This is a genomic window from Serratia sp. KG1D (assembly GCF_037150675.1).
Lineage (GTDB): Bacteria > Pseudomonadota > Gammaproteobacteria > Enterobacterales > Enterobacteriaceae > Serratia > Serratia nematodiphila.
The window spans coordinates 108,317-133,443 of the sequence record NZ_JBAGIH010000005.1 but is presented as its reverse complement, the minus strand read 5'-3'; the positions used below and the strand labels follow the sequence as shown (position 1 = coordinate 133,443).

Sequence of the window (25,127 nt, the reverse complement as noted above, 5' to 3'; positions counted from 1 at the left end):
CTAAGAATCTTCGCATGAGAATAATAATCGAATTATGGAATTCAACGGGTTGTTGTTAATAACATTATATCGGCCTATCGGCTTCACCATTTTTATTATAAAAGCCCAAAAAAACGCGCCGTCGGCGCGCTTTAGGTTGATGAGGCCGCGCTTATTGCGGATAAGGCACCCAGTCGCCGCCGTTCAGGCGAATGTAAGGTTTCCCCTGATATTGCATCACGATGGCGTTGTCGTTTTCGGAGATGACCGGGGTCTGCGGCAGCCCCTGGGTCAGCGCCTGCCAGTCGACGCTGGATTCGCTGAAGACCTTGCCGTCCACCAGACGTGATACCAGCTCCGACAGCGCCAGATAGCTGCTCGGCGTTTTGATCTGCAGCGGGCTGCCCTGATGCGGCGCCTTCATGCCCACCAGTTTGATGCCGACCGGCGTATGGGTGATGTTCGGGCTGGGAATATCGCGCAGGCCGGACATTTGCATCTTGTCGCCCACCAACGCCGCGCCGTGCTCCGGCACGATCACCACCACCACTTTGCGGCCGGATTTTTCCAGCTGATCGAGGAAGGTGTTCAGCTGATCGAACAGCTTCTGCGCGCGCGGCTGATAGTCGGCGCTCTTGTTGGAGCCGACGAAGCGGTTGCCGTCGTGCAGCGGGATGACGTTGAAGAAGGTGGCGGTGCGGGCGTCTCCGGCTTTTTGCTGCTGATCCAGCCAGCGGGTCAGCAATTCCAGATCGTTATAAATCGGCTCACCGTCGAACGACGTCAGCTCGTTGCCGATGCCGGCCTGCGACATTAACGGCGCCTGCATGTCGCCCTGTTCACGCAGCTCTTTCAGGTAGTTGCCGAACACTCCGGAGTGATCGAGCATCAGCTGTTGCTTGAAGCCGAGCTTCGCCAGGTTGTCGAACAGGTAACACTGCTGGTTCACCGGCTGGTACAAATCATGATGCGAAAGCTGGCCGCAGCTGGCGCGCAGCAACCGTATCGAGGCCGGGCCGCTGTAGGCGGTGGCCGAGTTGAAGCTGTCGAACATGATGTCCATCTTCGACCACAGCGGATGGTTCTGCAGGTTGACCGCCTCCATATCGGCCCAGGCCAGCGAACAGATGTTGATCACCAGCAGATCGAACGGTTGGGCGTCGGCGGGCAAGGTGGCCGGGAACGCGGTGGCGCGGCCTTTTTCCCGCTCGTAGAACTGGTTCAGGTAGGCCGTCAGGTTGGCGCTGGTCGGCGGCAGGCTGTCTGCCGGCGCAGCGTCCCCCGCCGCCGGCGCTGATGTGGCCGGGGTATTGGCGCCGCCGGCGGCAGCCGTGGAAGTGGCGGGCAGCAGTGAAACCGCCGGCCCGGCGATGTTGACGATATTGAGCCACACCAGCGCCGCCACGGTGAACACCGTGACGCGCACCCACTGTGCGACGAACAGGTAGGCGATAAACAGCACGAAGGCCGCGCCGATCATCTGCCAGTTGATAAAGCGGTTGATCAGCTCCAGCAGATACTGGGCGCTGAAACCGGCCAGCTGCGAGCCCTGGCTGAGGATGCTGTTGATGCCCGGCAGCCAGGTGTCGTGGTAGAACAGCGCGATGCCGATCGGGATAGCGAGGTAATGGCGCCAGCGATGCAGGCGTTGCGAAGGGATCGGCATCAGCAGAAACGCCATGAACACCAGGTTCGGTAGCGCGTGGAAATTCAGGTAGCCGAACCACAGCAGGGCGAATTTGGCCAGAAAGTAGAGGTTCCAGCCGCCCAGCCCGCGCCAGTAGCGCCACAGAGCGTTATCGGATTGCGTCTTCGAGTTTGGATTCATGGCTGCTTCTTACGTTTAATCTGAGATGAGGAGCCTGTGCGCACCCATAAACCGGCGGATTTCAAATAGCGCGGCGATAACAACAGGTTTTGCCAGTATTGACGCAAATGCGGAAAACGCCGGTGAAAGGCGTAGCCCAGCGGAATGAAGATCAGCGCGCACAGCAGGATCAGTTGCACGATGTCGTTAAGGTTCAGCATGCGGTTCCTCCTGCGGGCCAAGCGGCAGCGTGAAGGCGACCGGCTGCCGCCGTTCCGCGGGCACCTCGGCTGCCGCCACGCGGGGGCGCGGCGCGGCACCGGCGGCGCCGGTGGCCGAAATCTGCCAGCGCCCCTGGGCCATGCGTTTTATTTCCGAAATGATATCGACATCCTGGTGCCACACCACCCGGTTGCTGAAGGCTTCATCCACCGGCAGGCGGAAGATGAACTTCAGCGCGGTATCCAGATCGTTGATGCGGCAGGTGGAAAGGAACAGCACCAGCCGCCCCTGCACCACGGTCATCACGTCGCCGAACCGCCGCAGGTGGCACAGGGTCATCGCCTGTTCGGCGCGCAGGCCGGTGGCCGGGCGCAACGCCACCATCACGCCTTTGCCGTCCTCGGGCAGCAAGGTGTTGGCCATCAGCGAAAGCACCGCCTGGCTGAACGCTTCCGGCCGCATGTAGCCTTTGAGCTGCAGCGGACGCAGCCCGGCCAACAGCGCATCGATGTCGGCGGGCACATGCCGTGAGAAGCGCTGCCCCTGGATGCCCTCGAGCATGGTCAGAAAACGCGACAGCGGCGCGACGTGCGGCACGATCAGGTTGGCGCCGCAGGCCAGCAGCAGCCGTTCGTCGCTGTAGCGCAGGCTGGCGCTCATCTCGCGCACCGCGATTTTCAGGCCGTTGCCGCGGCTGCGGCGCAGGGTGTGGATCTGGTGCGCCAGATGATCGATTTGGTCGCTTTGATACAACGCGAAAATCAACGTCGCCGAGAGTCTCAGCATGCCGTGCTGCGCCAGTTCGTCGTTGCTCTCCAGCAGTTGCCAGTTGGCGGACAGCGGCGGCGCGCCTTCCAGGATGCTGCGCTCGGCCAGATACTGGCTTTCGTCGCTGCGTAAGGCGGTGGGGGAGGGTTGGCTATTTTCATCCTCGCCCTGCCAGCCGCCTTCCGCCGCATACAAGGTCAGCAGCTGGTTGGCGTTGATGCCGTTTTCGGTGCTCCACCAGTTCACCAGGTATTGCGCGCTGTCCTGCTGCCATTGCAGGCTGGACAGGCCGTTCAGGATGCGGTGCTGTGCGCTGAGCTGCCCTTTGAGCTTATTGATGCCGCCGCCGTGGCTGAGGATCAATAGCGTACAGCCCTGCCGCCGCAGCCAGGCGGCGAGGGTGCGCGTCCACTCGCGCAGCTCTTCGGTGGTGAAGGTTTGCCACAGGCTGGCGTGGGCCAGCAGGATAAGTAAGCGATTTTGCGGCCGCAGGGCGCGCATCAGATCGTCGTTCAACTGTGTCAGCGCGGCTTTTTTCTCCGGTAATTGATACAGCGGCAGCTTCTGCAACGCGGGCGCAGCCAGCTCGGCCAGCAGGCGCTCGGGTTTGTCTCCGCTGCAGATCAGGGCGGCTTTGTGGGTGGCCGGTTGAGCGGCGATGACCTGGCGACACAGCAGCGCGGCGTCGCTTTGCCTGTCGATATTGATCCAATAAAGACCGGGGGCCTGCATCACCGACAGCTCTTCCCAAATCTGCCGAATGCCTAGAGAAAAAGAGTGCGCCATAGGATGTGTTCTACTTTCGTTGAAAGCCGACTAAAGGCGTTTATATTTAAAGATAGCCATTTTTACGCTGGCAATAACAAATCTCCGACGCTCTTAAACAATATTTGTTGAGAATCATCTTATTGCCTCTCTCTTTTTGTATCGTTGCTATAGTTAATTAACATAGCCTATTTTCGCCAAGGCGGAAGAATGAATAACGCACCCACCCATTTTCGTGCAGCGGCGCCTGGGGAGAGCCAGGATGACCTGCAGGCGCTCAGCCAGGCTTTTTCATTGCCGAAATTACGCTATGTCGATATTTCGCGGCAGGAGCGGTTAACGCAAATGATGACGCGCTGGCCACTGTTGGCCGAACTGGCGCAGACCACGGGGAGTCACTGATCTATGCCGGTGCTCGCGCTGCAAGGGTTGCGGGGTGGAATGGGGACGACCTCGGTCACGGCGGCGCTCGCCTGGGCGTTGCAGCAGCTGGGCGAGTCGGTGCTGGCGATCGACTTCACGCCGGATAATCTGCTGCGCTTGCATTTCAACACCCCGTTCGAGCTGGCGCGCGGCTGGGCCCGCGCGGAGCGGGATGGCGGCCTTTGGCAGGAAGGCGCGCTGCGTTATTGTGAAAACCTCGACTTTCTGCCTTTTGGCCGCCTGAATGGGGCGGAACGGCTAGAAGTGCAGCGCCAGTGTCGGCAACAGCCGGAACGCTGGCGCGACAACCTGCGCCAACTGATCGCCGGCGATCCGCAGCGCTGGATCCTGCTGGATGTCCCGGTCGGGGACGGCGTGCTGGCGCAGCAGGCGCTGCAGCTCGCCGACAGCGTGTTCGTGCTGTTGAACCCCGATGCCAACTGTCAGGTGCGGCTCCATCAACAGACGCTGCCGAATGACTGCCATTTCCTGGTCAATCACTACTCCTCCGCCAGCCAGCTGCAGCAGGATCTGCATCAGCTGTGGCTGCAAACCCTGAGCGGCCTGCTGCCGGTGGTGATCCACCGCGACGAAGCGTTGGCGGAAGCGCTGGCGGTCAAACAGCCGTTGGGCGAGTATCGCCCCGAGAGCCTGGCGGCGGATGAAGTGCTGACGCTGGCCAACTGGTGCCTGATCAACCTCAAACGGGGCGTTGCGCCATGAGCCGGGTGCTGAGCCTGCTGCTGGTGCCGCCGGTGCGTCAGGCGGTGCAGGCGCGCTACCGCGGCTATCGCCGCAACGGCGCGTCGGCGCTGACCGCCTTTTTCGCCACGCTGCTGGTGGCGCTGGGGTGGATGCTGCTGCGCTTCGAGTCACCGGCCTGGCAGCGCGTGCGCGTCGGCCGCGCTTACTGGTTCCCGCATCTGTCCGCCGAACGCCCGCGCCCGGCGGATGCGCTGCGCTATCTGCTGCAGGGCCTGTGGCTGCTGCTGTTTCGCAGCGGCCGCGCGCCGGTGCCGCGCGACTATTTCGCCGGGTGGCGGCGGCTGCAGCAGCGCTACGCCGATTGGCTGCAGAGCCTGCCGCAACGGCTGAAAAACGCCGGCGTGGAACAGCGTTCGGTAGAGCGCCTCGGCCGCATGAACCGCGGCATGCGACGCGCGCTGTTTATTCTGGTCGGCGTGCTGGCGGCGATCCTCGCCATACTGTGCATTTCGCAGCCGTTCGATCTGTCGGCGCAGTTCGTGTTCGTCGTGCTGCTGTGGGGGATCGCGATGGTGGTGCGCCGGGTGCCGGGGCGTTTGCCTGCGCTGATGCTGATCGTGCTGTCGCTGACCGTGTCCTGTCGTTACCTGTGGTGGCGTTATACCGCCACGCTGAACTGGGACGATCCGCTCAGCCTGGTGTGCGGCCTGTTGCTGCTGGTGGCGGAAACCTACGCCTGGGTGGTGCTGGTGCTGGGCTATTTCCAGACCATCTGGCCGCTTAACCGCCAGCCGGTGCCGTTGCCCGAAGACAGCGCCACCTGGCCGACCATCGATCTGATGGTGCCGACCTACAACGAAGACCTCGGGGTGGTGAAGCCCACCCTCTATGCGGCGTTGGGCATCGACTGGCCGAAAGAGAAAGTGAACATCTATATCCTCGACGACGGCAATCGCCCCGAATTCCGGGCGTTCGCCGCCGAAGTGGGGGTGAAATACATCGCCAGGCCGACCCACGAACACGCCAAGGCCGGCAACATCAACAATGCGCTGAAGCAGGCCACCGGCGAGTTTGTGGCGATTTTCGACTGCGACCACGTGCCGACGCGCTCCTTCCTGCAGCTGACCATGGGCTGGTTCTTCAAAGACAAAAAGCTGGCGATGCTGCAGACCCCGCACCACTTCTTCTCGCCGGATCCGTTCGAGCGCAACCTCGGCCGCTTCCGCCAGACGCCCAACGAAGGCACTTTGTTCTACGGGCTGGTGCAGGACGGCAACGACATGTGGGACGCCACTTTCTTCTGCGGCTCTTGCGCCATCCTGCGCCGCAGTGCGCTGGACGAGATCGGCGGCATCGCGGTGGAAACCGTCACCGAGGACGCCCATACCTCGCTGCGATTGCACCGGCGCGGGCACACTTCGGCCTATATCCGCATTCCGCAGGCCGCCGGGCTGGCGACCGAGAGCCTGTCGGCGCATATCGGCCAGCGCATTCGCTGGGCGCGCGGCATGGTGCAGATCTTCCGGCTCGATAACCCGCTGCTGGGCAAAGGGCTGAAACTGGCGCAGCGTCTGTGCTACGCCAACGCCATGCTGCACTTCCTGTCGGGTATTCCGCGGCTGATCTTCCTCACCGCGCCGTTGGCGTTTTTACTGCTGCATGCCTACATCATCTTCGCGCCGGCGCTGGCGATCGCGCTTTATGTGCTGCCGCACATGATCCACGCCAGCCTGACCAACTCGCGCATCCAGGGAAAATACCGCCATTCGTTCTGGAGCGAAATCTATGAAACGGTGCTGGCCTGGTATATCGCGCGGCCGACAACGGTGGCGCTGTTCAATCCGCACAAGGGCAAATTCAACGTGACCGCCAAGGGCGGGCTGGTGGAGGAGGAGCACGTCGACTGGGTGATCACCCGGCCTTACATGTTCCTGGTGGTGCTTAACCTGGCTGGGCTGGCGTTCGGCGCCTGGCGGCTGGCCTATGGCCCGACGGACGAGGTGATGACGGTGATCATCAGCCTGGTGTGGGTGCTGTACAACATGACCATTCTCGGCGGCGCGGTGGCGGTGGCGGTGGAGGCCAAGCAGGTGCGCCAGGCGCACCGCGTGGAGATCGCCATGCCGGCGGCGATCGCGCGTGCCGATGGCCACCTTTACCCCTGCACGCTGCGCGATTACTCCGACGGCGGCGTGGGCATTGAGATGCGAGTGGAAAACGCGTTGAAAGATGGCGACAAGGCCTCGCTGTTGCTCAAGCGCGGCCAGCAGGAGTACAGCTTCCCCTGTGTGGTGACGCGAGCCTTCGGCAACAAGGTGGGGGTGCGTCTGGTCAGTCTCTCCACCCGTGAACACATCGATTTCATTCAGTGCACCTTCGCCCGCGCCGATACCTGGGCGCTGTGGCAGGACGGGTTCCCTGAAGACCGGCCGATCGAAAGCCTGCGCGACGTGCTGGCGTTGGGCTTCCGCGGCTATGTGCGCATGGCGGACTACGCGCCGCCGCTGGTGCGCGGCCTGCTGGTCGGGGTCACTTCGCTGACCGCCTGGGTAGTGTCGTTTATTCCGCGCGGCGTCGGCAGGGATCCGACCTTGGGTCAACAAGAAACAGTGGGTTAGCTGCGAGTTCAACCGCCCGCTCACTCGCCCGGTGAACAGGCTCCAACATTGATGATGATACGATGACGCGAAAAATAACCTGGTTAACTGCTCTGGCCTTAGGCATCAGCACCCTGTCGCAGGCCGAAACCGCTACCGCGCCGACCGTGGCGGCCCAGCCGCCGATCGCCGCGGCGGCCGATACGGCGACCGCGCCGCAGGATCCGAATGCGCCGGTGCGCGACGTGTCGCTGCCGTTCGCGCAGATAGCGCCGCCGCCGGGCACCTTTGTTCTGCGCGGCACCCGGCCAGACGGGCAGATCGAATTCGGCGTGCGCAGCGATGAGGTGGTCTCGCAGGCGATGCTCGACCTGGAATTTACGCCGTCGCCGGCGCTGATCCCGGTCGAGTCGCACGTCAAAATCTATCTGAACGACGAATTGATGGGCGTGACCACGATCGCCAAGGAGCAGTTGGGCAAGCCCAATCGCATCCAGATGGCGATCGATCCGCGCTATATCACCGATTTTAACCGCGTCCGGCTGGTGTTTGTCGGCCATTATCAGAACATCTGCGAAAACCCGGCCAGCACTTCGCTGTGGCTCGACGTCAGCAAGTCCAGCGCGCTGAAGCTGCGTTTCCAGACGCTGCCGGTGAAAAACGAGCTGTCGCACTTCCCTGAGCCGTTCTTCGACAGCCGCGACAATCGGCCGCTGACGCTGCCGATGGTATTCGCCGGCCAGCCTGATCTCGCCCAGCAGCGCGCGGCGGGTATTCTGGCCTCCTGGTTCGGCAGCAAGGCGCAGTGGCGCGGGCAATCCTTCCCGACGCTGTATAACGCGCTGCCGGCGCAGCACGCGGTGGTGTTCGCCACCAACTCGCAGCGCCCGGATTTCCTGCTCGATTATCCGGCGGTCAACGGCCCGACGGTGGAGATGATCAGCCACCCCGACAATCCGTACGTCAAACTGCTGTTGATTCAGGGGCGTGACGACAACGATTTGATCACCGCGGTGAAGGGCATCGCGCAGGGTAACATCCTGTTCCGCGGCCAGAACGTGACGGTGGACAAGGTGGAACAGCTCGCGGCGCGCCAGCCTTACGACGCGCCGAACTGGGTGCGCACCGATCGGCCGATGACCTTCGCCGAGCTGCAGCAATATGCCGAACAGCTGCAAACCAGCGGCATCGAACCCGGCCCGATTTCGCTGACCATGAACCTGCCGCCGGATCTGTTCCTGATCCGCAGCACCGGCATCGACATGCACCTGAAATACCGTTATACCGCGCCGCGCATTCAGGACGGTTCGCGGCTGAGCGTCAGCCTGAACAACCAGTTCGTGCAGGCTTACTCGCTGGTGCCGGAACACGAGCAGGGCGCGCAGCTGCTGCGCCTGCCGCTGACGCAGGGGCTGCTCGACTCCGACAGGAACGTCAGCATCCCGGCGTTGCGGCTGGGCGCCACCAACCAGCTGCGCTTTGACTTTGACTACACCACGCTGCTGGCCAGCGGCGCGGAAGGGCGCTGCGAAACCTACTCCTTCACGCAAAACCACGCGGTGATCGACGGCGCGTCCACCATCGATTTCTCCGGCTATCGCCACTTTATGGCGATGCCGGATTTGCGCGCCTTCGCCAACGCCGGCTTCCCGTTCAGCCGCCTGGCGGATCTGTCGCAAACGCTGGTGTTGGTGAACCAGAAACCGCAGCCGGCGCAGGTCAGCGCGCTGCTGAACGCGCTCGGCGTGATCGGCGCGCAAACCGGCTACCCGGCGCTGGCCTTTACGCTGAGCGACGACTGGTCGCTGGCCAAGGATCGTGACGACGATATCCTGATGATCGGCACCATTCCGCCGGCGTTGCGCGACGACAAGAAAATCAGCCTGCTGGTGGACGCCACTCAAAGCTGGGTGAAGCAGCCGACGCGCCAACCGCCGTTGCCGAGCGCGGAATTGCTGGCCGAGGACGCCAAGCCGGACAGCAAGACCACCGTCAGCTCCGAGGGCGCAATGTCGGCGATCATCGGCGTGCAATCGCCGTTCAACGATCAGCGCAGCATCGTGGCGCTGCTGGCGGACAGCCCGCGCGGCTATGAGTTGCTGAACAATGCCCTGCTGGACAGCGGCAAACGTGCCGCGGTGTTCGGCTCGGTGGCGGTGATCCGCGAATCGGGGGTCAACAGCTTGCGCGTCGGCGATGTTTACTATGTCGGCCACCTGCCGTGGTGGGAGCGGCTGTGGTATGCCCTCTCCACCCACCCTGTTCTGCTGGCGGTGCTCGCGGTGGTGCTGGTGGTGATCCTGGGGCTGATGCTGTGGCGTGGCCTGAAGGCCTTCAGCCGGCGGCGTCTGGCGCCTGAAGATCGGGATTGACGGCGGTGAACGCGATGCTGCAACGCCTGTCGCTCGGCATGCTGCTGCTGTGCGCTTTCAGCGCGGCGGCGGCCTGCGAATGGCCGGGCTGGCAACAGTACAAGCAGTTCTACATCAGCCCGCAGGGGCGGGTGATCGACCCGAGCAGCCCGAACAAAATCACCACCTCTGAGGGGCAGAGTTACGGCCTGTTTTTCGCCCTGGTGGCCAATGACCGGCCGACCTTCGACCAGCTGTTGACCTGGACGGAGAACAATCTGGCGGCGGGCGATCTCAGCGCCCGTTTGCCCGCCTGGCTGTGGGGCGAGAGCGACGATAAGCAGTGGAAGGTGCTGGACGCCAACTCGGCGTCGGACGCCGATCTGTGGATCGCTTACAACCTGCTCGAAGCCGGCCGCCTGTGGAAAAGCCGGCGTTATCAAACCCTGGGGACGCTGCTGCTGCAACGCATCGGCCGCGAGGAAGTGGCCGACATTCCCGGCCTGGGCCTGATGCTGCTACCGGGCAAAGTCGGGTTCGTGGCGGAAGATCGCTGGCGGCTGAATCCCAGCTACCTGCCACCGCAGCTGTTGGCGCGTTTTGCGGCGCTGAACGGCCCATGGCGCGCGATGCGCGAGGTCAATCAACGGCTGTGGCTGGACACCGCGCCGCACGGTTTCTCACCGGATTGGGTGGTGTGGCGGGTCGGCGCCGGTTGGCAGCCGGACACCGTCAAGCCGAACGTCGGCAGCTACGACGCCATTCGGGTTTATCTGTGGGCCGGCATGCTGGCGGACGACGATGAGCACAAGGCGGCGCTGCTTGAACGCTTCCAGCCGATGGCGCAGCTCACTGCCAAACAGGGCGTTCCGCCGGAGAAAACCGATACCGCCAGCGGCAAAACCACCGGCGATGGCCCGGTCGGTTTCTCCGCTTCTGTGCTGCCGATGCTGGCGACGCAGGCTGAAGCGCTGGCGGTGCAGCGGCAGCGCATCAGCGAGCACCCGCCGGGTGACGACGCCTATTTCAGCGCTTCGCTGACGCTGTTCGGTCAGGGATGGGATCAACAACGTTATCGCTTTAATCGTCAGGGTGAATTGCAACCCTCGTGGGACGGCCAATGCACAACTTCAAAATAAACTGGCTGAGTTTGATTCCGCTGAGCCTGGCGATGCTGCCGCAGGCGCGCGCTGCGGAGGCCGTGGCCCCGGAACAGTGGCTGCTGGAACAGGTGCGCATTGGTGAGGCCGGCAACAAGGACGATCTGGTGCGCCAGTCGCTGTACCGGCTCGAGCTGATGGATCCGAACAACCCGGACGTGATCGCCGCGCGCATGCGTTTGGCGCTGCGGCAGGGCAACATGGCGCTGGCGCAGCAGCAGCTGGACAAGCTGAAAACCCTCGCGCCGCAGTCCAGCGCCTATCGCCAGGCGCAAATGAACATGCTGCTGACCCAGCCGGAAACCCGGCAAAAGCTGCAGCAGGCGCGCCTGATGGCGACCGCCGGCCGGTTGCCGGAGGCCAAGGCGCAGTACGATGCGTTGTTTCACGGCGAGCCGCCGACGCTCGATCTGGCGGTCGAATACTGGCGGCTGGTGGCGCGTTTGCCGGGGCAGGAGGCGAAGGCGTTAAAGCAACTGCAGGCGCTGGATCAGCAATATTCAGGCAATGTGGCGCTGCGCATGTCGCTGGCGCGCATGCTGTTCAGTCAGAACCAGGACGCGCAGGCCTATGAACTGCTGCAGAAGATCGCCGCCGATCCGGCCGGGCGCGGCGACGCCGCCGATCTGTGGCTGGACAAGGTCAAAGCGATGCCGGTCAGCGCGCAGAGCGTAGCGGCGCTCAACCGTTTCCTCGGCGTATTCGACACCGGCGATCAGGCGGCCAGCGCCCGCGAAGAGCTGGCCAGACAGCAGAAGCTGCTGGCCGATCCGGCCTATCAGGCGCGGGTGCGCGGCCTGGCGCAGGTGGATAAAGGCGGCAGCCGGGCGGCTATTCCGGAATTGCAAAAGGCGCTGGCGGCGGCGCCGAACGACGCCGAGGTGCTGGGGGCGCTCGGCCAGGCCTACTCGCGCGCCGGCAACCGCCCGCAGGCGCTGAAGCTGTTCCGCCAGGCGCTGGCGGCCGACAAGAATGGCTACGGCAGCGGCAAATGGCAGAGCCTGATCAAGAGCACCGGCTACTGGCTGGCGATCGACGAGGGCGACAAAGCGCTCAAGGCCGGCAATCTCGCGCTGGCCCGGCAGAAATATCAGCAGGCGCGCCAGCTCGACGACGGCGACGGCAATGCGTTTATCGGCCTGGGCGATGTGGCGGTGGCGAGCAAGGATGACGCCGCGGCGGAAGGGTTTTATCAGCAGGCGTTGCGACGCGATCCCGGCAACGGCAGCGCGCTGCGCGGCCTGGTGAATATCTATCAGCGCCAGTCGCCGGAAAAAGCGCTGGCCTACCTCAACGGCCTGCCGCGCAGCCAACAGGCCAAGCTGCGCAGCACCCTCGACGGACTGCGGCTCGATATGTTGAAGCAGCAGGCGGAGACGCTGGCGGCACAGCAGCAGTGGCAGCAGGCGGCGGAAATCTATCGCCGCGCTCAGCCGATGGATCCCGACGACGTCTGGCTGACCTATCGCTATGCGCAGGCGCTGCGTCAGGCCGGGCAGCCGCAGCAGGCAGACGCTCTGTTCCGGCAGCTGGCGCAGCGCCAACATGCCAATCCGCAGCTGACCTACGCCTATGCGCTCTATCTTTCCGGCAGCGATCGCGACAGGCAGGCGCTGGCGCAGCTTAATACGCTGCCTGCGGCACAGTGGAACGACAACATGCGCGAGCTGGCGCAGCGGCTGAAAATGCAGGCGGTAATCGAGCATGCCGAACGGCTGCGGGCGGCCGGTGACGAACCGGCGGCGGAGGCCTATCTGCGCCGGCAGCCGGCGGACACGCGCATCGATTTGCTGCTGGCCGACTGGGCGCTGGCGCGCGGGGAGTATGCGGCGGCGCTGGACGACTATCAGCGGGTGAAACGGCGTGAGCCGAATAACCCGGATGCGCAGCTGGGCGAGATCGAAGCCTATGTGGCGCAGGGAGATCTGGACGCGGCGCGTCAGCGGCTGAAAACCGAACCGCAGCCACAAGACGCTTCGCTCAACAGCCAGCGGCGAGTCGCCAACGCCTGGGGGGCGGTCGGCGATCCGCAGCAGGCCGAAGCTATCTTCGACCGACTGAAAACGGCGGCGGCTTCGGAGCCCGTCGGACAGACCAAGGCGCTGGTTTACCGTGACGCCGCCCGGCTGGAGCGGGCTCAGCAACAGCCTGAGCGGGCGCAGCAGGATTACCGCCAGGCGATGGTGGCCAGCGGCATCACGCCGACGCTGCCGCAGGATAATGACAGCTACACCTATTTGACGCGCAATAATCCGAGCGACGACTGGCTGAAACGCGGCATCCGCTCCGACGCCGCGGATCTGTATCGACAGCAAGACGTGAACGTCACGCTCGATCACGATTACTGGCGCTCGAGCGGCACCGGCGGCATTTCCGACTTCAACGCGCACGATACCATGCTGCAGGTGGACATGCCGCTGCATGACGGGCGCGCCTTCTTGCGCACCGACACCGTGCAGCTGGATGCCGGCCGCTTCTCGACCGACGGCAGCGGCAAATACTACGAAACCTTCGGCACCTGCCACACACAAGGGTGCCGCGGCGATGAACACCAGAAAACCACCGGCACCAGCGTGGCGGCCGGCTGGAAAAACGATCGCTGGGCCGCCGACATCGGCACGACGCCGATGGGCTTTGAGGTGGTCGACTGGACCGGCGGCCTGGCCTACAGCGGCGACTGGAACCACATTGGTTGGACGGTGGCGGCCTCGCGACGGCCGATCTCCAGCTCGCTGCTGGCGTTCGGCGGCGCCAAAGACCCGAATACCGGCATCACCTGGGGCGGCGTGCGCGCCACCGGCGTCAGCCTGAGCGCCAGCTACGATCGCGGCGAGGCGAACGGCGTCTGGGCCGATCTCAGCGCGCACCAGATTACCGGCAAAAACGTGGCGGACAACCAGCGGCAGCGGTTGATGGCCGGTTACTACTACAAGCTGATCAACGAAGACAATCGCCGCCTGAGCGTCGGGCTCAATACCATGCTGTGGCACTACCAGAAGGATTTGAGCGGCTATTCGCTGGGGCAGGGCGGCTATTACAGCCCGCAGCAATATCTGTCGCTGTCGCTGCCGGTCAACTACCGCCAGCGCACCGAGAACTGGTCGTGGGAGCTGGGCGGTTCGGTTTCGCTGTCCCATTCGAAAACCGACAGCCAGCGCCGCTATCCGCTGCAGGGGCTGATCCCGGATTCGTTGCCCGATAAGTTCGCCGTCGAGGACGGCAGCTCTTCGAGCGGCGTCGGTTATACCCTGCGGGCGATCGTCGAACGCCGTCTCAGTTCGCACTGGACGCTCGGCGCCGGCATCGATATTCAACAGGCGAAGGACTATACGCCGAGCCACGCGTTGATTTATCTGCGTTATTCCCTGGCCGGCTGGCAAGGGGATCTCGATTTGCCGCCGCAGCCGCTGACGCCTTACGCCGACTTCAAGTAGCCGGAAGGGGAAAGATTCGGAGTGTCGGACGCCGGGGAGTTTTGTTACCCTGTGTCCGGGTCGCGTTTGTTCGCTTTAGGAAAAGACTGAAACCCGCGATTTTCTTGGTTTTGCCTGCGGCATAGCCAGATAAAAACAGCCGATGATCGAGTATACTCAGCCCGGTTCGAGGGGGCGGGTGAGAGTCAGCCCCCTTTTTTGTTTCAGCCCGATTTCACGGAGAGCAGGTTTGCGGGTCAGGCGTTCGTTAACGATTAAGCAGATGGCGACAGTGTCCGGCGTGGCGCTGGTCACGATCTGCATTTTTATCGTGATCCAGTTATTCCACTTTGTGCAGCAGCGCAGGGATGACTACGCCCAGCAACTGGAGAATATCGCTCACTCCGTGCGCCAGCCGCTGGCGGAAGCGGTGCTGCGCATGGACGTGCCGGAAGCCAAAAGGGTGCTGAACACGCTGTTGCCGGTCGGCATTCTCAGCCGGGCGGATATTGTGTTGCCGAACGAGTTTCAGGCGCTGCACGCCAATTTCCCGCCGGAGCGGCCGGTGCCGACGCTGATCGCCCGGCTGTTTGAACTGCCTATCCAAATTTCCGTGCCGCTCTATTCGCTGGAGCGGGTGCCCGCCAACCAGCAGCCGCTGGCCTATCTGGTGCTGCAGGCCGATTCGTTCCGCATGTACCAGTTTATCCTCAGCATTTTGTCGACCATGCTGTCGACCTATCTGCTGCTGGCGCTGATCCTGTCGGTGGCCATCACCTGGTGCATGAACCGGTTGATGGTGCATCCGCTGCGCGCGATGGCCAAAGAGCTGGAGAACATCTCGCAGGACGAAGCGCCCTATCACCAGCTGATGCTGCCGGCGCTGCACCAGGACGACGAGCTCGGCCTGCTGGTGCGCAATTACAACCGCAATCAACAGACGCTGGCCAAGGCGCATGCCGATATGAGCCGCCTGAGTACCCGCCACCCGGTGACCGAACTGCCGAATCCTGCATTGCTGAACGCGTTGCTGGAACAGCATATCGCCTCCAGTCTGCGCCCTGAGCGTTTTAACCTGCTGGTGATCGGCATCGAGACGCTGCATGAAGCGTCTGGCGTGATGAGCCCGGCGATGCGTGAAGCGCTGCTGCTGGCGCTGGCGAAGAAGCTGCGCGGCTGCATCGACGAAAACGGCGTGCTGGCACAGCTGAGCAATACCGAATTCGCCATTCTGGCCAAAGGCATTGAGCGGCCGTTCCACGCCATGCAGCTGGCGCGGCGCATCATGGCGGAGATCAATGCGCCGTTGACGCTGGAAGGTCTGGCGCTGCGGCCCAACGCCAGCATCGGCATCGCGCACTACCTCAATCAGGGGGAGAGCGCGGAGCAGCTGCTGCGCAGCGCCACCTCGGCGATGATGTCCGCGCACCGCGAAGGAAAAAATCAGATCCTGTTCTTCGAACCCAGCCTGACGGAACGCACGCAGAAGCGGCTGACGCAGGAGAGCGAGATCCTGCACGGCATCGAGCAGCGGCATTTCACGCTGTTCCTGCAGCCGCAGATCGACATGCAGTCCAACGAGGTGATCGGCGCCGAAGCGCTGCTGCGTTGGCAGCAGTATGACGGCAGCTATACCCTGCCGGCCGACGTTATCCCGCTCGCGGAAGAGCTGGGCGTGATCGTGCCTCTCGGCAACTGGGTGCTGGAAGAGTCTTGCCGTATCCTGGCGGACTGGCAGCAGCGCGGCATTGCGCTGCCGCTGGCGGTTAACGTTTCCGGTATTCAGATGCAGGATGAAGCGTTCGTCCCGCATCTGAAAAACCTGCTGGCGCAGTATCGGATCGATCCGCGCAAGCTGCTGCTGGAGATCACCGAGACGGTACGCATCGACGATCTCGATCGCGCCTTGGCGCTGCTGCGCGAGCTGCACGACCTGGGGCTGTCGATCGCGCTGGACGACTTCGGCATGGGCTACTCCAGCCTGGAGTACCTCAACCGCTTGAAATCCCTGCCGATCGATTTGATTAAGATCGACCGCAGTTTCATTCAGGGGCTGCCGGCCGACGATGCGATGGTGCGCATCGTCAGTTCGATCTCCGAAGTGCTGGCGTTGCCGGTGATGGCCGAAGGCGTGGAAAACGCCGAACAGCGCAACTGGCTGCTGCAGCACGGCATTCGCAGTGGGCAAGGATTCCTGTTCGCCCGGCCGCTGCCGCGCGAAGCGTTCGAAGCCGAGTTTTGCCGCGCGGCGCCGTGAGCGTCGCGATACTTTTCCGGTACTTTTCCTCGTCCGAAAATCGCCATTCTTTACCTACCTCTTTTGCGTTAGTGCAAACAAAGGCTTACGCAATTTTCAGCTTTGCACCCCGACTGACGCGTTTCAGCTCTTAAATTCACATCAACCCCACACGGTGGGTGCAACAAATTATTTCCATGTTGTTAAGTGGGTGTTATTTTCCGCGCAAGCGATGAACAGGCTGGATTTTTAGACTGCTGCCTGGTGCGTGTCTTCCCCCCATAGGATGTTCATATGAAAACAACGATCTTTAAGAGCCTCTATTTTCAGGTGCTGACGGCGATCACGCTGGGTATCCTGCTTGGCCATTTCTACCCTGACCTCGGCGCCGAGATGAAACCTCTGGGCGATGGTTTCGTCAAACTGATCAAGATGATCATCGCGCCGGTGATCTTCTGCACCGTGGTGACCGGCATCGCCGGCATGGAAAGCATGAAGGCGGTGGGGCGCACCGGCGCCATCGCGCTGCTGTATTTTGAAATCGTCAGCACCATCGCGCTGATTATCGGCCTGGTGATCGTCAACCTGGTGCAACCGGGCGCCGGCATGAACGTCGATCCCGGCACACTGGACGCCAAAGCGGTGGCAGTCTACGCCGAGCAGGCGCAGCAGCAGGGCATCATTCCGTTCCTGCTGGACATCATCCCCGGCAGCGTGATCGGCGCGTTCGCCAGCGGCAACATTCTTCAGGTGCTGCTGTTCGCGGTACTGTTCGGCTTCGCCCTGCATCGTCTGGGCGACAAAGGGCAACTGATCTACAACGTGATCGACAGCTTCTCGCGGGTGATTTTCGGCATCATCAACATGATCATGCGCCTGGCGCCGCTGGGGGCCTTCGGCGCCATGGCGTTTACCATCGGTAAATACGGCGTCGGCACGCTGGTGCAACTCGGCCAACTGATCGTGTGCTTCTATATCACCTGCATCCTGTTCGTGGTGGTGGTGTTGGGCAGCATCGCCCGCGCCAACGGCTTCAGCATCTTCAAATTCGTCAACTACATCAAAGAAGAGCTGCTGATCGTGCTGGGAACCTCGTCGTCCGAATCCGCGCTGCCGCGCATGCTGGATAAAATGGAGAAGTTGGGCTGCAAGAAATCGGTGGTGGGTCTGGTGATCCCGACCGGATACTCCTTCAACCTGGATGGCACCTCTATCTACCTGACCATGGCTGCGGTGTTTATCGCTCAGGCGACCAACACCCACATGGATATCATGCATCAGATTACCCTGCTGGTGGTGTTGCTGCTCTCCTCCAAAGGGGCGGCGGGCGTGACCGGCAGCGGCTTTATCGTGTTGGCCGCCACCATCTCCGCCGTAGGCCACCTGCCGCTGGCCGGCCTGGCGCTGATCCTCGGCATCGACCGCTTTATGTCGGAAGCCCGCGCGCTGACCAACCTGGTGGGCAATGGCGTGGCGACCGTGGTCGTGGCCAAATGGTGTAATCAGCTGGATGAGAAACAGCTGAAAGACACCCTGAACAACAAAAACACCGGCGCGGACAAAACGCTGCCTTCCGCCTGATTTCGGTGGTAAATCACCGGCCGCAGCCGCGGCCGGTGAGCTTCTTCCCTTGCCTCGTAACGATTTTTTGCATTAAAAACCCCGCAATCTATTATTTTTCACTCTAATGAGTGACATCCGCAAAGGCGCGCGGTCTAACACGATGGTACACTTTCTGCTTTCCGCCCCACTGTGAAACTCAGGGCGTATTTTTATGATTCCATTGAATGGAATACACGCATTTGCATAAGAAATTGGATAGTCATTAAGTAGGGGTTCACATGCAGGGCACCAGAATTCATCTTATAGTTGGTGGGCTGCTACTGGCGGCAGCCAGTAGCAGCGTGCAGGCTGAAGCACTACAACCCGATCCTGCCTGGCAGCAGGGGGCGCTGGCCAACGGGTTTTCATGGCAGATTCTCGATACGCCGCAGCGGCCAAGCGACCGCGTGGAACTGCGGCTGATCGTCAATACCGGCTCTCTGGTGGAGTCTTCGCAGCAGACCGGTTTCGCCCATCTGCTGCCGCGGCTGGCGTTGGCGCGCAGCGAAAGCTTTACCGCGCCGCAGCTGCGCGCCCTGTGGCAACAGAGCGTGGATAACGAGCGGCCGCTGCCACCGGCGATCATCTCGTATGATTTCACCATGTATAACCTCAGCCTGCCGAACAACCGGCCCGACCTGCTGAAAGAAGCGCTGGCCTGGTTGGCGGACACCACCGGCAAACTGGCGATCGACGAGCATACGGTGCACGCGGTGATGAATTCCAGCATCAATCCGGTCGGCACTTTCCCGCCCAATACCCAAGATGCCTGGTGGCGTTACCGCCTGAAAGGCTCGACGCTGCTGGCGCACGATCCGGCGCAGCCGGCGAAACGGCCGGTCAATCTCGAGCAGCTGAAGAAATTCTATCAACAGTGGTATACCCCGGACGCCATGACGCTGTTCGTGGTCGGCAAGGTCGACAGCCGCAGCCTGGGCGAGCAGATCAACAAGGCGTTCTCGCCGCTGCAGGGCAAACGTGAAACCCCGGCCCCGATGCCGACCCTGACGCCGCTGCCGCAGCAGCCGGTGAGCCTGATCAGCGAGCAGGTGAAACAGGATACGCTGTCGATCATGTGGGATTCGCCGTGGCACCCGATTCGAGATTCGCAGAGCCTGCTCCGTTACTGGCGTGGCGATCTCGCCCGCGAGGCGCTGTTCTGGCATCTTCAGCAGACGCTGGAAAAAAGCGACCAGAAGAGCCTGCATCTGGGCTTTGACTGCCGCGTGCAGTACCAGCGGGGGCAGTGCGCCATCCATCTGGATACGCCGAACAACAATCTGAACGGCAGCCTGGGCTTTATCGCCCGCGAGCTGGCCAACGTGCGTGATAACGGTCTGTCGAAAGAGGAATTCGATGCGCTGCTGGCGCAGAAAAACGATCAGCTGAGCAAGCTGTTCGCCACCTACGCCCGCACCGACACCGATGTGCTGATGAGCCAGCGCCTGCGTTCGCAGCAGAGCGGGGTGGTGGATATCGCGCCGGAGCTGTATCAGAAATTGCGCCAGGAATTCCTGGCCAACCTGACGCTGGAGACGCTGAATCAGGCGCTGAAGCTGCAGCTGTCTCAGGAGGCGACGCTGGTGCTGATGCAGCCGAAGGGCGAGCCGGAAATGAGCATGAAGCAGCTGCAGGAAACCTATGACGGCATCATGATGCCGGCGCCGGCGGTGGTGACGGAAGAAGCCAAACCGGCCGACACCGCGGTGGCTGCGCCGACGACGGACGCCGGCGCGCAGTAATTCGCAGCAGGGGGCGCAGGCCCCCTAGTTGCGGTACAGCACCTTGATGATGTGGTAACCGAACTGGGTTTTGACCGGGCCGTAAGGTTTGAGCAGCGGTATGCTGAACACCGCTTTATCGAACGCCGGCACCATCGCGCCCTTGTTGAATTCGCCCAGCGAGCCGCCGTTGCGTTTTGACGGGCAGCTCGAATATTTGCGTGCCAGCGTGTCGAAGCTGACGCCGCGCTTCAGCTTGGCCAGCAGCTCGTTGGCCAGCTTTTCATTGTCTACCAGAATGTGCAGGGCGCACGCCGTTTTTGCCATGGTATTGCCTTTGTCGATGCGAAAATTGCGCTGATTATACCCGCTAAATCTCATCGGCGCTTTCTGCTACAATTCCCTTCCACGTTTTACAGTTGAGCAAGCCAGCACCATGCGATTAAACCCCAGCCAACAACAAGCCGTCGAATTCGTTACCGGGCCCTGCCTGGTGTTGGCCGGCGCCGGTTCCGGCAAGACGCGCGTTATCACCAACAAGATAGCCCACCTGATCCACCACTGCGGCTATCAGGCGCGGCACATCGCCGCCGTGACCTTTACCAACAAGGCCGCGCGCGAGATGAAAGAGCGCGTGTCGCAAACCCTGGGTCGCAAAGAGGCGCGCGGGCTGATGATTTCCACCTTCCATACCCTGGGGCTGGAGATCATCAAGCGGGAATACGTGGCGTTGGGGATGAAGTCAAACTTCTCGCTGTTCGACGATCAGGATCAGCTGGCGCTGTTGAAAGAGCTGACCGAAAAGTGGCTGGAAAGCGACAAAACGCTGGTGGCGCAGCTGATTTCGACCATCTCCAACTGGAAAAACGACCTGATCGATCCCCAGCGGGCGGCAGAGTTGGCGCGCTCGGAACGCGACAAGCTGTTCGTCCACTGCTACGGTCTTTACCACGCCCATATGCGGGCGTGCAATGTGCTGGACTTCGATGACTTGATCCTGCTGCCGACGCTGCTGTTGCAACGCAACGAAGAGGTGCGCGAACGCTGGCAGCAGCGCATCCGCTATCTGCTGGTGGATGAGTACCAGGATACCAACACCAGTCAGTACGAGCTGGTGAAGCTGCTGGTGGGCAACCGCGCGCGCTTTACCGTGGTGGGCGACGACGACCAGTCGATCTACTCCTGGCGCGGCGCGCGGCCGCAGAACTTGGTGCTGCTGAAGGAAGATTTCCCGGCGCTGCAGGTGATCAAGCTGGAGCAAAACTACCGTTCCAGCGAGCGCATTCTGAAGGCGGCCAACATTCTGATCGCCAATAACCCGCACGTATTTGAAAAGCGGCTGTTTTCTGAGCTGGGGTATGGCGAAGAGCTGAAGGTGGTGACCGCCAACAATGAGGATCACGAAGCCGAGCGGGTGGTGGGGGAGCTTATCGCCCACCACTTCGTGAAAAAGACCAATTACGGCGACTATGCGATCCTGTACCGCGGCAACCACCAGTCGCGGGTGTTTGAAAAGATGCTGATGCAGAACCGTATCCCGTACAAGATTTCCGGCGGCACCTCGTTCTTCTCGCGCCCCGAGATCAAGGATCTGCTGGCTTACCTGCGCGTGCTGACCAACCCGGAAGACGACAGCGCCTTCCTGCGCATCGTCAATACCCCCAAGCGCGAGATCGGCCCGGCAACGCTGCAGAAGCTTGGCGAGTGGGCCAACCAGCGCAACAAAAGTTTGTTCCATGCCAGCTTCGATCTGGGGCTGAGCCAGCACTTGACCGGACGCGGGCTGGAATCGCTGCAGCGCTTCACCCATTGGCTGGGCGGCATCGCCCAGCAGGCGGAACGTGAGCCGGTGGCGGCGGTGCGCGATCTGATCCGCGGCGTGGATTATGAGAGCTGGCTGTTTGAAACCTCGACCAGCCCGAAGGCCGCCGAAATGCGGATGAAAAACGTCAACACGCTGTTCGGTTGGATGACGGAAATGCTGGAAGGCAACGATCTGGACGAGCCGATGACGCTGACCCAGGTCGTGACGCGCTTCACCCTGCGTGACATGATGGAACGCGGCGAAAGTGAAGAGGAGCTGGATCAGGTGCAGCTGATGACGCTGCACGCCTCAAAGGGACTGGAGTTCCCTTACGTGTTCTTGGTGGGCATGGAGGAGGGGCTGCTGCCGCACCAGAGCAGCATCGACGAAGACAATGTCGATGAAGAGCGGCGTCTGGCCTATGTAGGGATCACCCGCGCGCAAAAAGAGCTGATTTTCACCCTGTGCCGCGAGCGCCGCCAGTACGGCGAGCTGGTGCGGCCGGAGCCGAGCCGGTTCCTGCTGGAGCTGCCGCAGGACGATTTGGCGTGGGAAACCGAACGCAAAGTGGTGAGCCCGCAGGAGCGGATGCAGAAGGGGCAGAGCCATCTGGCCAATATCCGCGCCCAGCTGGCCAAGGCCAAAGGCGGGAATTAAAAAGAAAGGGCGCGATTCGCGCCCTGGTCATGTCAACGTTGTTCTTCCAACCGCAGCGTCCAGTGGACGTAGCTCTGCCAGTGGCTTTCCTGCTCCAGCGCCTCGGCGCGCAGCGGATGCTGTTCCAGCCAACCCGGCGGCAAGATCACCGTCAGCTCATCGTCCTGATTGGCGCGTAACCGCACCGCCGGCAGCGTGTCGTCGCGGCGGCGGCTGGCGAAGATGATCGCCAGGCGCAAAATGCGGCACAGGCGCTGCGCAGTGCGCGGCGGCAGGGCGTTTTGCTGGTTCAACAGCGACAGGTCGAGGGTGTTGCTCTGATTTTGCAGCAGGGTGGCCAGCAGTTTTTTCTGCGCCGGGGTAAAACCGGGTAAGTCCAGGTGGCGGATCAGGTAGGCGGCGTGTTGCGGCGCCTGCTTGAAATCGACGCTGAGGCCGAGTTCGTGGATCAGGCTGGCGCTGTGCAACAGCTCGCGACATCGCGCATCCAGCTGCCACTCGTTGGCGACCTGCTGGGAGAAGTTGGCGGCGAGCTGGCTGACGCGTTCGGCCTGCTCGGTGTCGATCAGGTAGCGGCGCTGCAGGTTGCGGATGGTGCGGATGCGAATATCCTGCTCCACCGGCAGATGCAGCATGCCGTAAACCAGACCTTCACGCAGCGCCCCGCCGGCCAGCATCATGCTCTCGATGCCCAGCTCCTGGAAGATGGCCAACAGGATGGATAGGCCGCTCGGGAACACCAGCGCGCGCTCCAGCGTCAACCCTTCGATCTCCAGCTCTTCCAGCTTGCCGCACTGAATGGCGCGCTGTTTCAACTGGCGCAGTTTGGGCAGGGTGATGCGCTCATCCATGCCCTGCGCCACCATGATCTCCTGCAGCGCTTGCACGGTGCCGGAAGCGCCGACGCAGATCTGCCAACCTTGCTGGCGCAATTGCGCTGCGATCGGCCGCACCATGTCGCGCGCGGCCTGTTCGGCGCGCTCGAAGTTTTCTTGCCCAAGGTTGCGGTCGCTGAAGTAGCGTTCCAGCCAGGTGACGCAGCCCATCGACAGGCTATACAGCTGCGTTGCCTGTGCGCCGGTGCCGGTGACCAGTTCGGTGCTGCCGCCGCCGATGTCGACGACCAGCCGACGATCCGGCCCGCCGGTGGTGTGTGCGACGCCGTGATAGATCAGCCGTGCCTCTTCTTCGCCGCTGATCACCTGTACCGGGCAGCCGAGGATTTGCTCGGCTGCCTGCAGGAACTCATCGGCGTTGGACGCCAGACGCAGCGTGGCGGTGGCGACGACGCGGATCTGCTCGCGCGGAATGTCCTGCAGGCGTTCTGAGAACAGCCGCAGGCACTGCCAGCCGCGTTGCATGGCCTCATGCGACAGGTGATTGTTCTGATCCAGCCCGGCCGCCAGGCGCACTTTGCGCTTGATCCGCGCCAGAGTCTGAATGCTGCCGGCCACCTCGCGCACTACCAACATGTGGAAGCTGTTGGAGCCGAGATCGATGGCAGCATAAAGCGTGCTGGAACTGAGCATGGCGATCAGCTCGAACGTTTACGGTTGTTGCGCGGCGCGCCGCCGCGACGAGGCGCGGAGTTGCGACGTGGGCCGTTGCCGCCGCGCGGGCGCGACAGGCGCTTCGGCGCCGGCAAATCGGTCAGCAGCGCATCGCTGTTGTACTTGCTCACCGGAATGCTGTGGTCGATATAGGTCTCGATCGCCGGCAGGTTGAGCGCATACTCTTCACACGCCAGGCTGATGGAGTGGCCGCTGGCGCCTGCGCGGCCGGTACGGCCGATGCGGTGCACGTAGTCTTCGCAGTCGTCAGGCAGATCGTAGTTGAAGACGTGCGTGACGGAAGGGATGTGCAGACCGCGCGCGGCGACGTCGGTGGCGACCAGAATATCGAGATTGCCTTTTGTGAAGTCGTCGAGGATGCGCAGGCGTTTTTTCTGCGCCACGTCACCGGTCAGCAGGCCCACGCGGTGACCGTCGGCGGCCAGATGGCCCCAGATGTCTTCGCAGCGGTGCTTGGTGTTGGCAAAGATGATGGCGCGATCCGGCCACTCTTCTTCGATCAGCGTCTGCAGCAGACGCATTTTTTCTTCGTTGGACGGGTAGAACAGCTCTTCTTTAATGCGGTGGCCGGTTTTCTGTTCCGGTTCCACTTCAACATATTCGGCGTTGTTCATCTGCTCGAAGGCCAGTTCGCGTACGCGATAGGACAGGGTAGCGGAGAACAGCATGTTCAGGCGTTGATCGGCCGCAGGCATGCGGCGGAACAGCCAACGGATGTCTTTGATAAAGCCAAGATCGTACATGCGATCGGCTTCATCCAGCACGACGACCTGCATCGCGCCGAGATCGACATAGTTCTGTTTGGTGTAATCGATTAAACGGCCGGTGGTGCCAATCAGAATGTCCACGCCGCTTTCCAGCACTTTCAGCTGTTTGTCGTAGCCGTCGCCGCCGTAGGCCAGGCCCAGTTTCAGGCCGGTGCTCTGGGAGAGCGCTTCCGCATCGGAGTGGATTTGCACCGCCAGTTCACGCGTAGGCGCCATGATCAAGGCGCGCGGCTGATTGGTCTGGCGATCCTGTTTCGCCGGGTGAGTCAGCAAATAGTGAAAAGTAGACGCCAAAAACGCCAGCGTCTTTCCGGTACCGGTTTGCGCCTGACCTGCAACGTCACGCCCGGAGAGCGTGAGCGGCAATGCTAACGCCTGGATGGGCGTGCAATTGTGAAACCCTTTTTTCTCAAGGGCTTCAAGGACTAACGGGTGCAGGGCGAAGTCGGAAAACTTCTGTTCGGTCAAGTGTGTTTTGCTCATAGTGTGGTAGAATATCAGCTAACTATTGCTTTACGAAAGCACATCCGTTGAAATAAACGCGGTGCAATAAAATCACCTTGAGTTGGTTAATGCTAC

The 25,127-nt window shown here is 62.1% G+C and carries 16 protein-coding genes; 10 read left to right on the top strand and 6 right to left on the bottom strand.

The genetic code is table 11. From position 1 onward, the window contains the following. Positions 1-151: 151 nt before the first annotated feature. The 3 genes from bcsG to bcsE are packed head-to-tail and all read right to left on the bottom strand — an operon-like array spanning position 152 to position 3,562. Positions 152-1,807, bottom strand: a complete 1,656-nt coding sequence (gene bcsG / locus WFM45_RS21385) for a cellulose biosynthesis protein BcsG (protein WP_021504109.1) — start codon at positions 1,805-1,807, stop codon at positions 152-154. Next, on the bottom strand, positions 1,804-2,007 hold the full coding sequence (gene bcsF, locus WFM45_RS21380) for a cellulose biosynthesis protein BcsF (protein WP_004934139.1): 204 nt from the start codon (positions 2,005-2,007) through the stop codon (positions 1,804-1,806). Before bcsF ends, bcsG begins: the two co-directional genes overlap by 4 nt. Continuing rightward, positions 1,994-3,562, bottom strand: coding sequence for a cellulose biosynthesis protein BcsE (gene bcsE, locus WFM45_RS21375; RefSeq protein ID WP_336957212.1), 1,569 nt, complete (start codon positions 3,560-3,562; stop codon positions 1,994-1,996). The genes bcsF and bcsE overlap by 14 nt, the downstream gene beginning before the upstream one ends. A gap of 189 nt (positions 3,563-3,751) precedes the next feature. On the opposite strand from bcsE, the gene bcsR reads away from it, so the two are divergent. The 9 genes from bcsR to WFM45_RS21330 all read left to right on the top strand — a co-directional run bounded on the left by bcsR (position 3,752) and on the right by WFM45_RS21330 (position 19,770). Further along, entirely contained in the window at positions 3,752-3,943 is a 192-nt protein-coding gene (gene bcsR, locus WFM45_RS21370; RefSeq protein ID WP_004934148.1) for a cellulose biosynthesis protein BcsR, read from the top strand. Positions 3,944-3,946: 3 nt separating this feature from the next. Further along, the gene (gene bcsQ / locus WFM45_RS21365) at positions 3,947-4,687 is read left to right on the top strand and encodes a cellulose biosynthesis protein BcsQ (RefSeq protein ID WP_336957208.1); all 741 of its coding nucleotides are present in this window, start codon (positions 3,947-3,949) and stop codon (positions 4,685-4,687) included. Beyond that, positions 4,684-7,287: a UDP-forming cellulose synthase catalytic subunit gene (bcsA, locus tag WFM45_RS21360; RefSeq protein WP_004934153.1), complete on the top strand. Its 2,604-nt coding sequence runs from the start codon at positions 4,684-4,686 to the stop codon at positions 7,285-7,287. Before bcsQ ends, bcsA begins: the two co-directional genes overlap by 4 nt. Positions 7,288-7,349: 62 nt before the next feature. Beyond that, positions 7,350-9,638: a cellulose biosynthesis cyclic di-GMP-binding regulatory protein BcsB gene (gene bcsB, locus WFM45_RS21355; protein WP_099981857.1), complete on the top strand. Its 2,289-nt coding sequence runs from the start codon at positions 7,350-7,352 to the stop codon at positions 9,636-9,638. A gap of 5 nt (positions 9,639-9,643) precedes the next feature. After that, positions 9,644-10,756 (top strand): cellulose synthase complex periplasmic endoglucanase BcsZ, encoded by a 1,113-nt coding sequence (gene bcsZ, locus WFM45_RS21350; RefSeq protein ID WP_085337623.1) that lies wholly within the window; start codon positions 9,644-9,646, stop codon positions 10,754-10,756. Beyond that, positions 10,738-14,211: a cellulose synthase complex outer membrane protein BcsC gene (gene bcsC / locus WFM45_RS21345; RefSeq protein WP_336957203.1), complete on the top strand. Its 3,474-nt coding sequence runs from the start codon at positions 10,738-10,740 to the stop codon at positions 14,209-14,211. Before bcsZ ends, bcsC begins: the two co-directional genes overlap by 19 nt. A 229-nt stretch (positions 14,212-14,440) precedes the next feature. Further along, entirely contained in the window at positions 14,441-16,447 is a 2,007-nt protein-coding gene (gene hmsP / locus WFM45_RS21340) for a biofilm formation regulator HmsP (protein WP_033631468.1), read from the top strand. A gap of 273 nt (positions 16,448-16,720) precedes the next feature. Further along, the gene (locus WFM45_RS21335; RefSeq protein WP_016929514.1) at positions 16,721-18,007 is read left to right on the top strand and encodes a dicarboxylate/amino acid:cation symporter; all 1,287 of its coding nucleotides are present in this window, start codon (positions 16,721-16,723) and stop codon (positions 18,005-18,007) included. A 260-nt stretch (positions 18,008-18,267) separates the two neighbouring features. Continuing rightward, positions 18,268-19,770 (top strand): M16 family metallopeptidase, encoded by a 1,503-nt coding sequence (locus tag WFM45_RS21330; protein ID WP_250602276.1) that lies wholly within the window; start codon positions 18,268-18,270, stop codon positions 19,768-19,770. A 24-nt stretch (positions 19,771-19,794) separates the two neighbouring features. Here WFM45_RS21330 and ppiC read toward each other — a convergent pair whose 3' ends face one another. Continuing rightward, positions 19,795-20,076: a peptidylprolyl isomerase PpiC gene (ppiC, locus tag WFM45_RS21325; RefSeq protein ID WP_004934175.1), complete on the bottom strand. Its 282-nt coding sequence runs from the start codon at positions 20,074-20,076 to the stop codon at positions 19,795-19,797. Positions 20,077-20,185: 109 nt separating this feature from the next. Between ppiC and rep the strand changes: the two genes are divergently transcribed. Next, positions 20,186-22,210: a DNA helicase Rep gene (gene rep, locus WFM45_RS21320; RefSeq protein ID WP_336957200.1), complete on the top strand. Its 2,025-nt coding sequence runs from the start codon at positions 20,186-20,188 to the stop codon at positions 22,208-22,210. Positions 22,211-22,242: 32 nt separating this feature from the next. Here the strand turns inward: rep and ppx are convergent, their stop codons facing one another. Both ppx and rhlB read right to left on the bottom strand, forming a co-directional pair. Continuing rightward, positions 22,243-23,739, bottom strand: coding sequence for an exopolyphosphatase (gene ppx / locus WFM45_RS21315; protein WP_082997370.1), 1,497 nt, complete (start codon positions 23,737-23,739; stop codon positions 22,243-22,245). A 5-nt stretch (positions 23,740-23,744) separates the two neighbouring features. Continuing rightward, positions 23,745-25,031 (bottom strand): ATP-dependent RNA helicase RhlB, encoded by a 1,287-nt coding sequence (gene rhlB, locus WFM45_RS21310; RefSeq protein WP_015376249.1) that lies wholly within the window; start codon positions 25,029-25,031, stop codon positions 23,745-23,747. Between the last annotated feature and the right edge of the window lie 96 nt (positions 25,032-25,127).

Coding starts and splice junctions, on each gene's coding strand:
- bcsE (WP_336957212.1), bottom strand. CDS start 3,562: ATGGCGCACTCTTTTTCTCTAGGCATTCGGCAGATTTGGGAAGAGCTG.
- rep (WP_336957200.1), top strand. CDS start 20,186: ATGCGATTAAACCCCAGCCAACAACAAGCCGTCGAATTCGTTACCGGG.
- bcsC (WP_336957203.1), top strand. CDS start 10,738: ATGCACAACTTCAAAATAAACTGGCTGAGTTTGATTCCGCTGAGCCTG.
- WFM45_RS21335 (WP_016929514.1), top strand. CDS start 16,721: ATGAAAACAACGATCTTTAAGAGCCTCTATTTTCAGGTGCTGACGGCG.
- ppiC (WP_004934175.1), bottom strand. CDS start 20,076: ATGGCAAAAACGGCGTGCGCCCTGCACATTCTGGTAGACAATGAAAAG.
- bcsF (WP_004934139.1), bottom strand. CDS start 2,007: ATGCTGAACCTTAACGACATCGTGCAACTGATCCTGCTGTGCGCGCTG.
- WFM45_RS21330 (WP_250602276.1), top strand. CDS start 18,268: ATGCAGGGCACCAGAATTCATCTTATAGTTGGTGGGCTGCTACTGGCG.
- ppx (WP_082997370.1), bottom strand. CDS start 23,739: ATGCTCAGTTCCAGCACGCTTTATGCTGCCATCGATCTCGGCTCCAAC.
- bcsQ (WP_336957208.1), top strand. CDS start 3,947: ATGCCGGTGCTCGCGCTGCAAGGGTTGCGGGGTGGAATGGGGACGACC.
- bcsR (WP_004934148.1), top strand. CDS start 3,752: ATGAATAACGCACCCACCCATTTTCGTGCAGCGGCGCCTGGGGAGAGC.
- bcsB (WP_099981857.1), top strand. CDS start 7,350: ATGACGCGAAAAATAACCTGGTTAACTGCTCTGGCCTTAGGCATCAGC.
- bcsA (WP_004934153.1), top strand. CDS start 4,684: ATGAGCCGGGTGCTGAGCCTGCTGCTGGTGCCGCCGGTGCGTCAGGCG.
- rhlB (WP_015376249.1), bottom strand. CDS start 25,031: ATGAGCAAAACACACTTGACCGAACAGAAGTTTTCCGACTTCGCCCTG.
- bcsG (WP_021504109.1), bottom strand. CDS start 1,807: ATGAATCCAAACTCGAAGACGCAATCCGATAACGCTCTGTGGCGCTAC.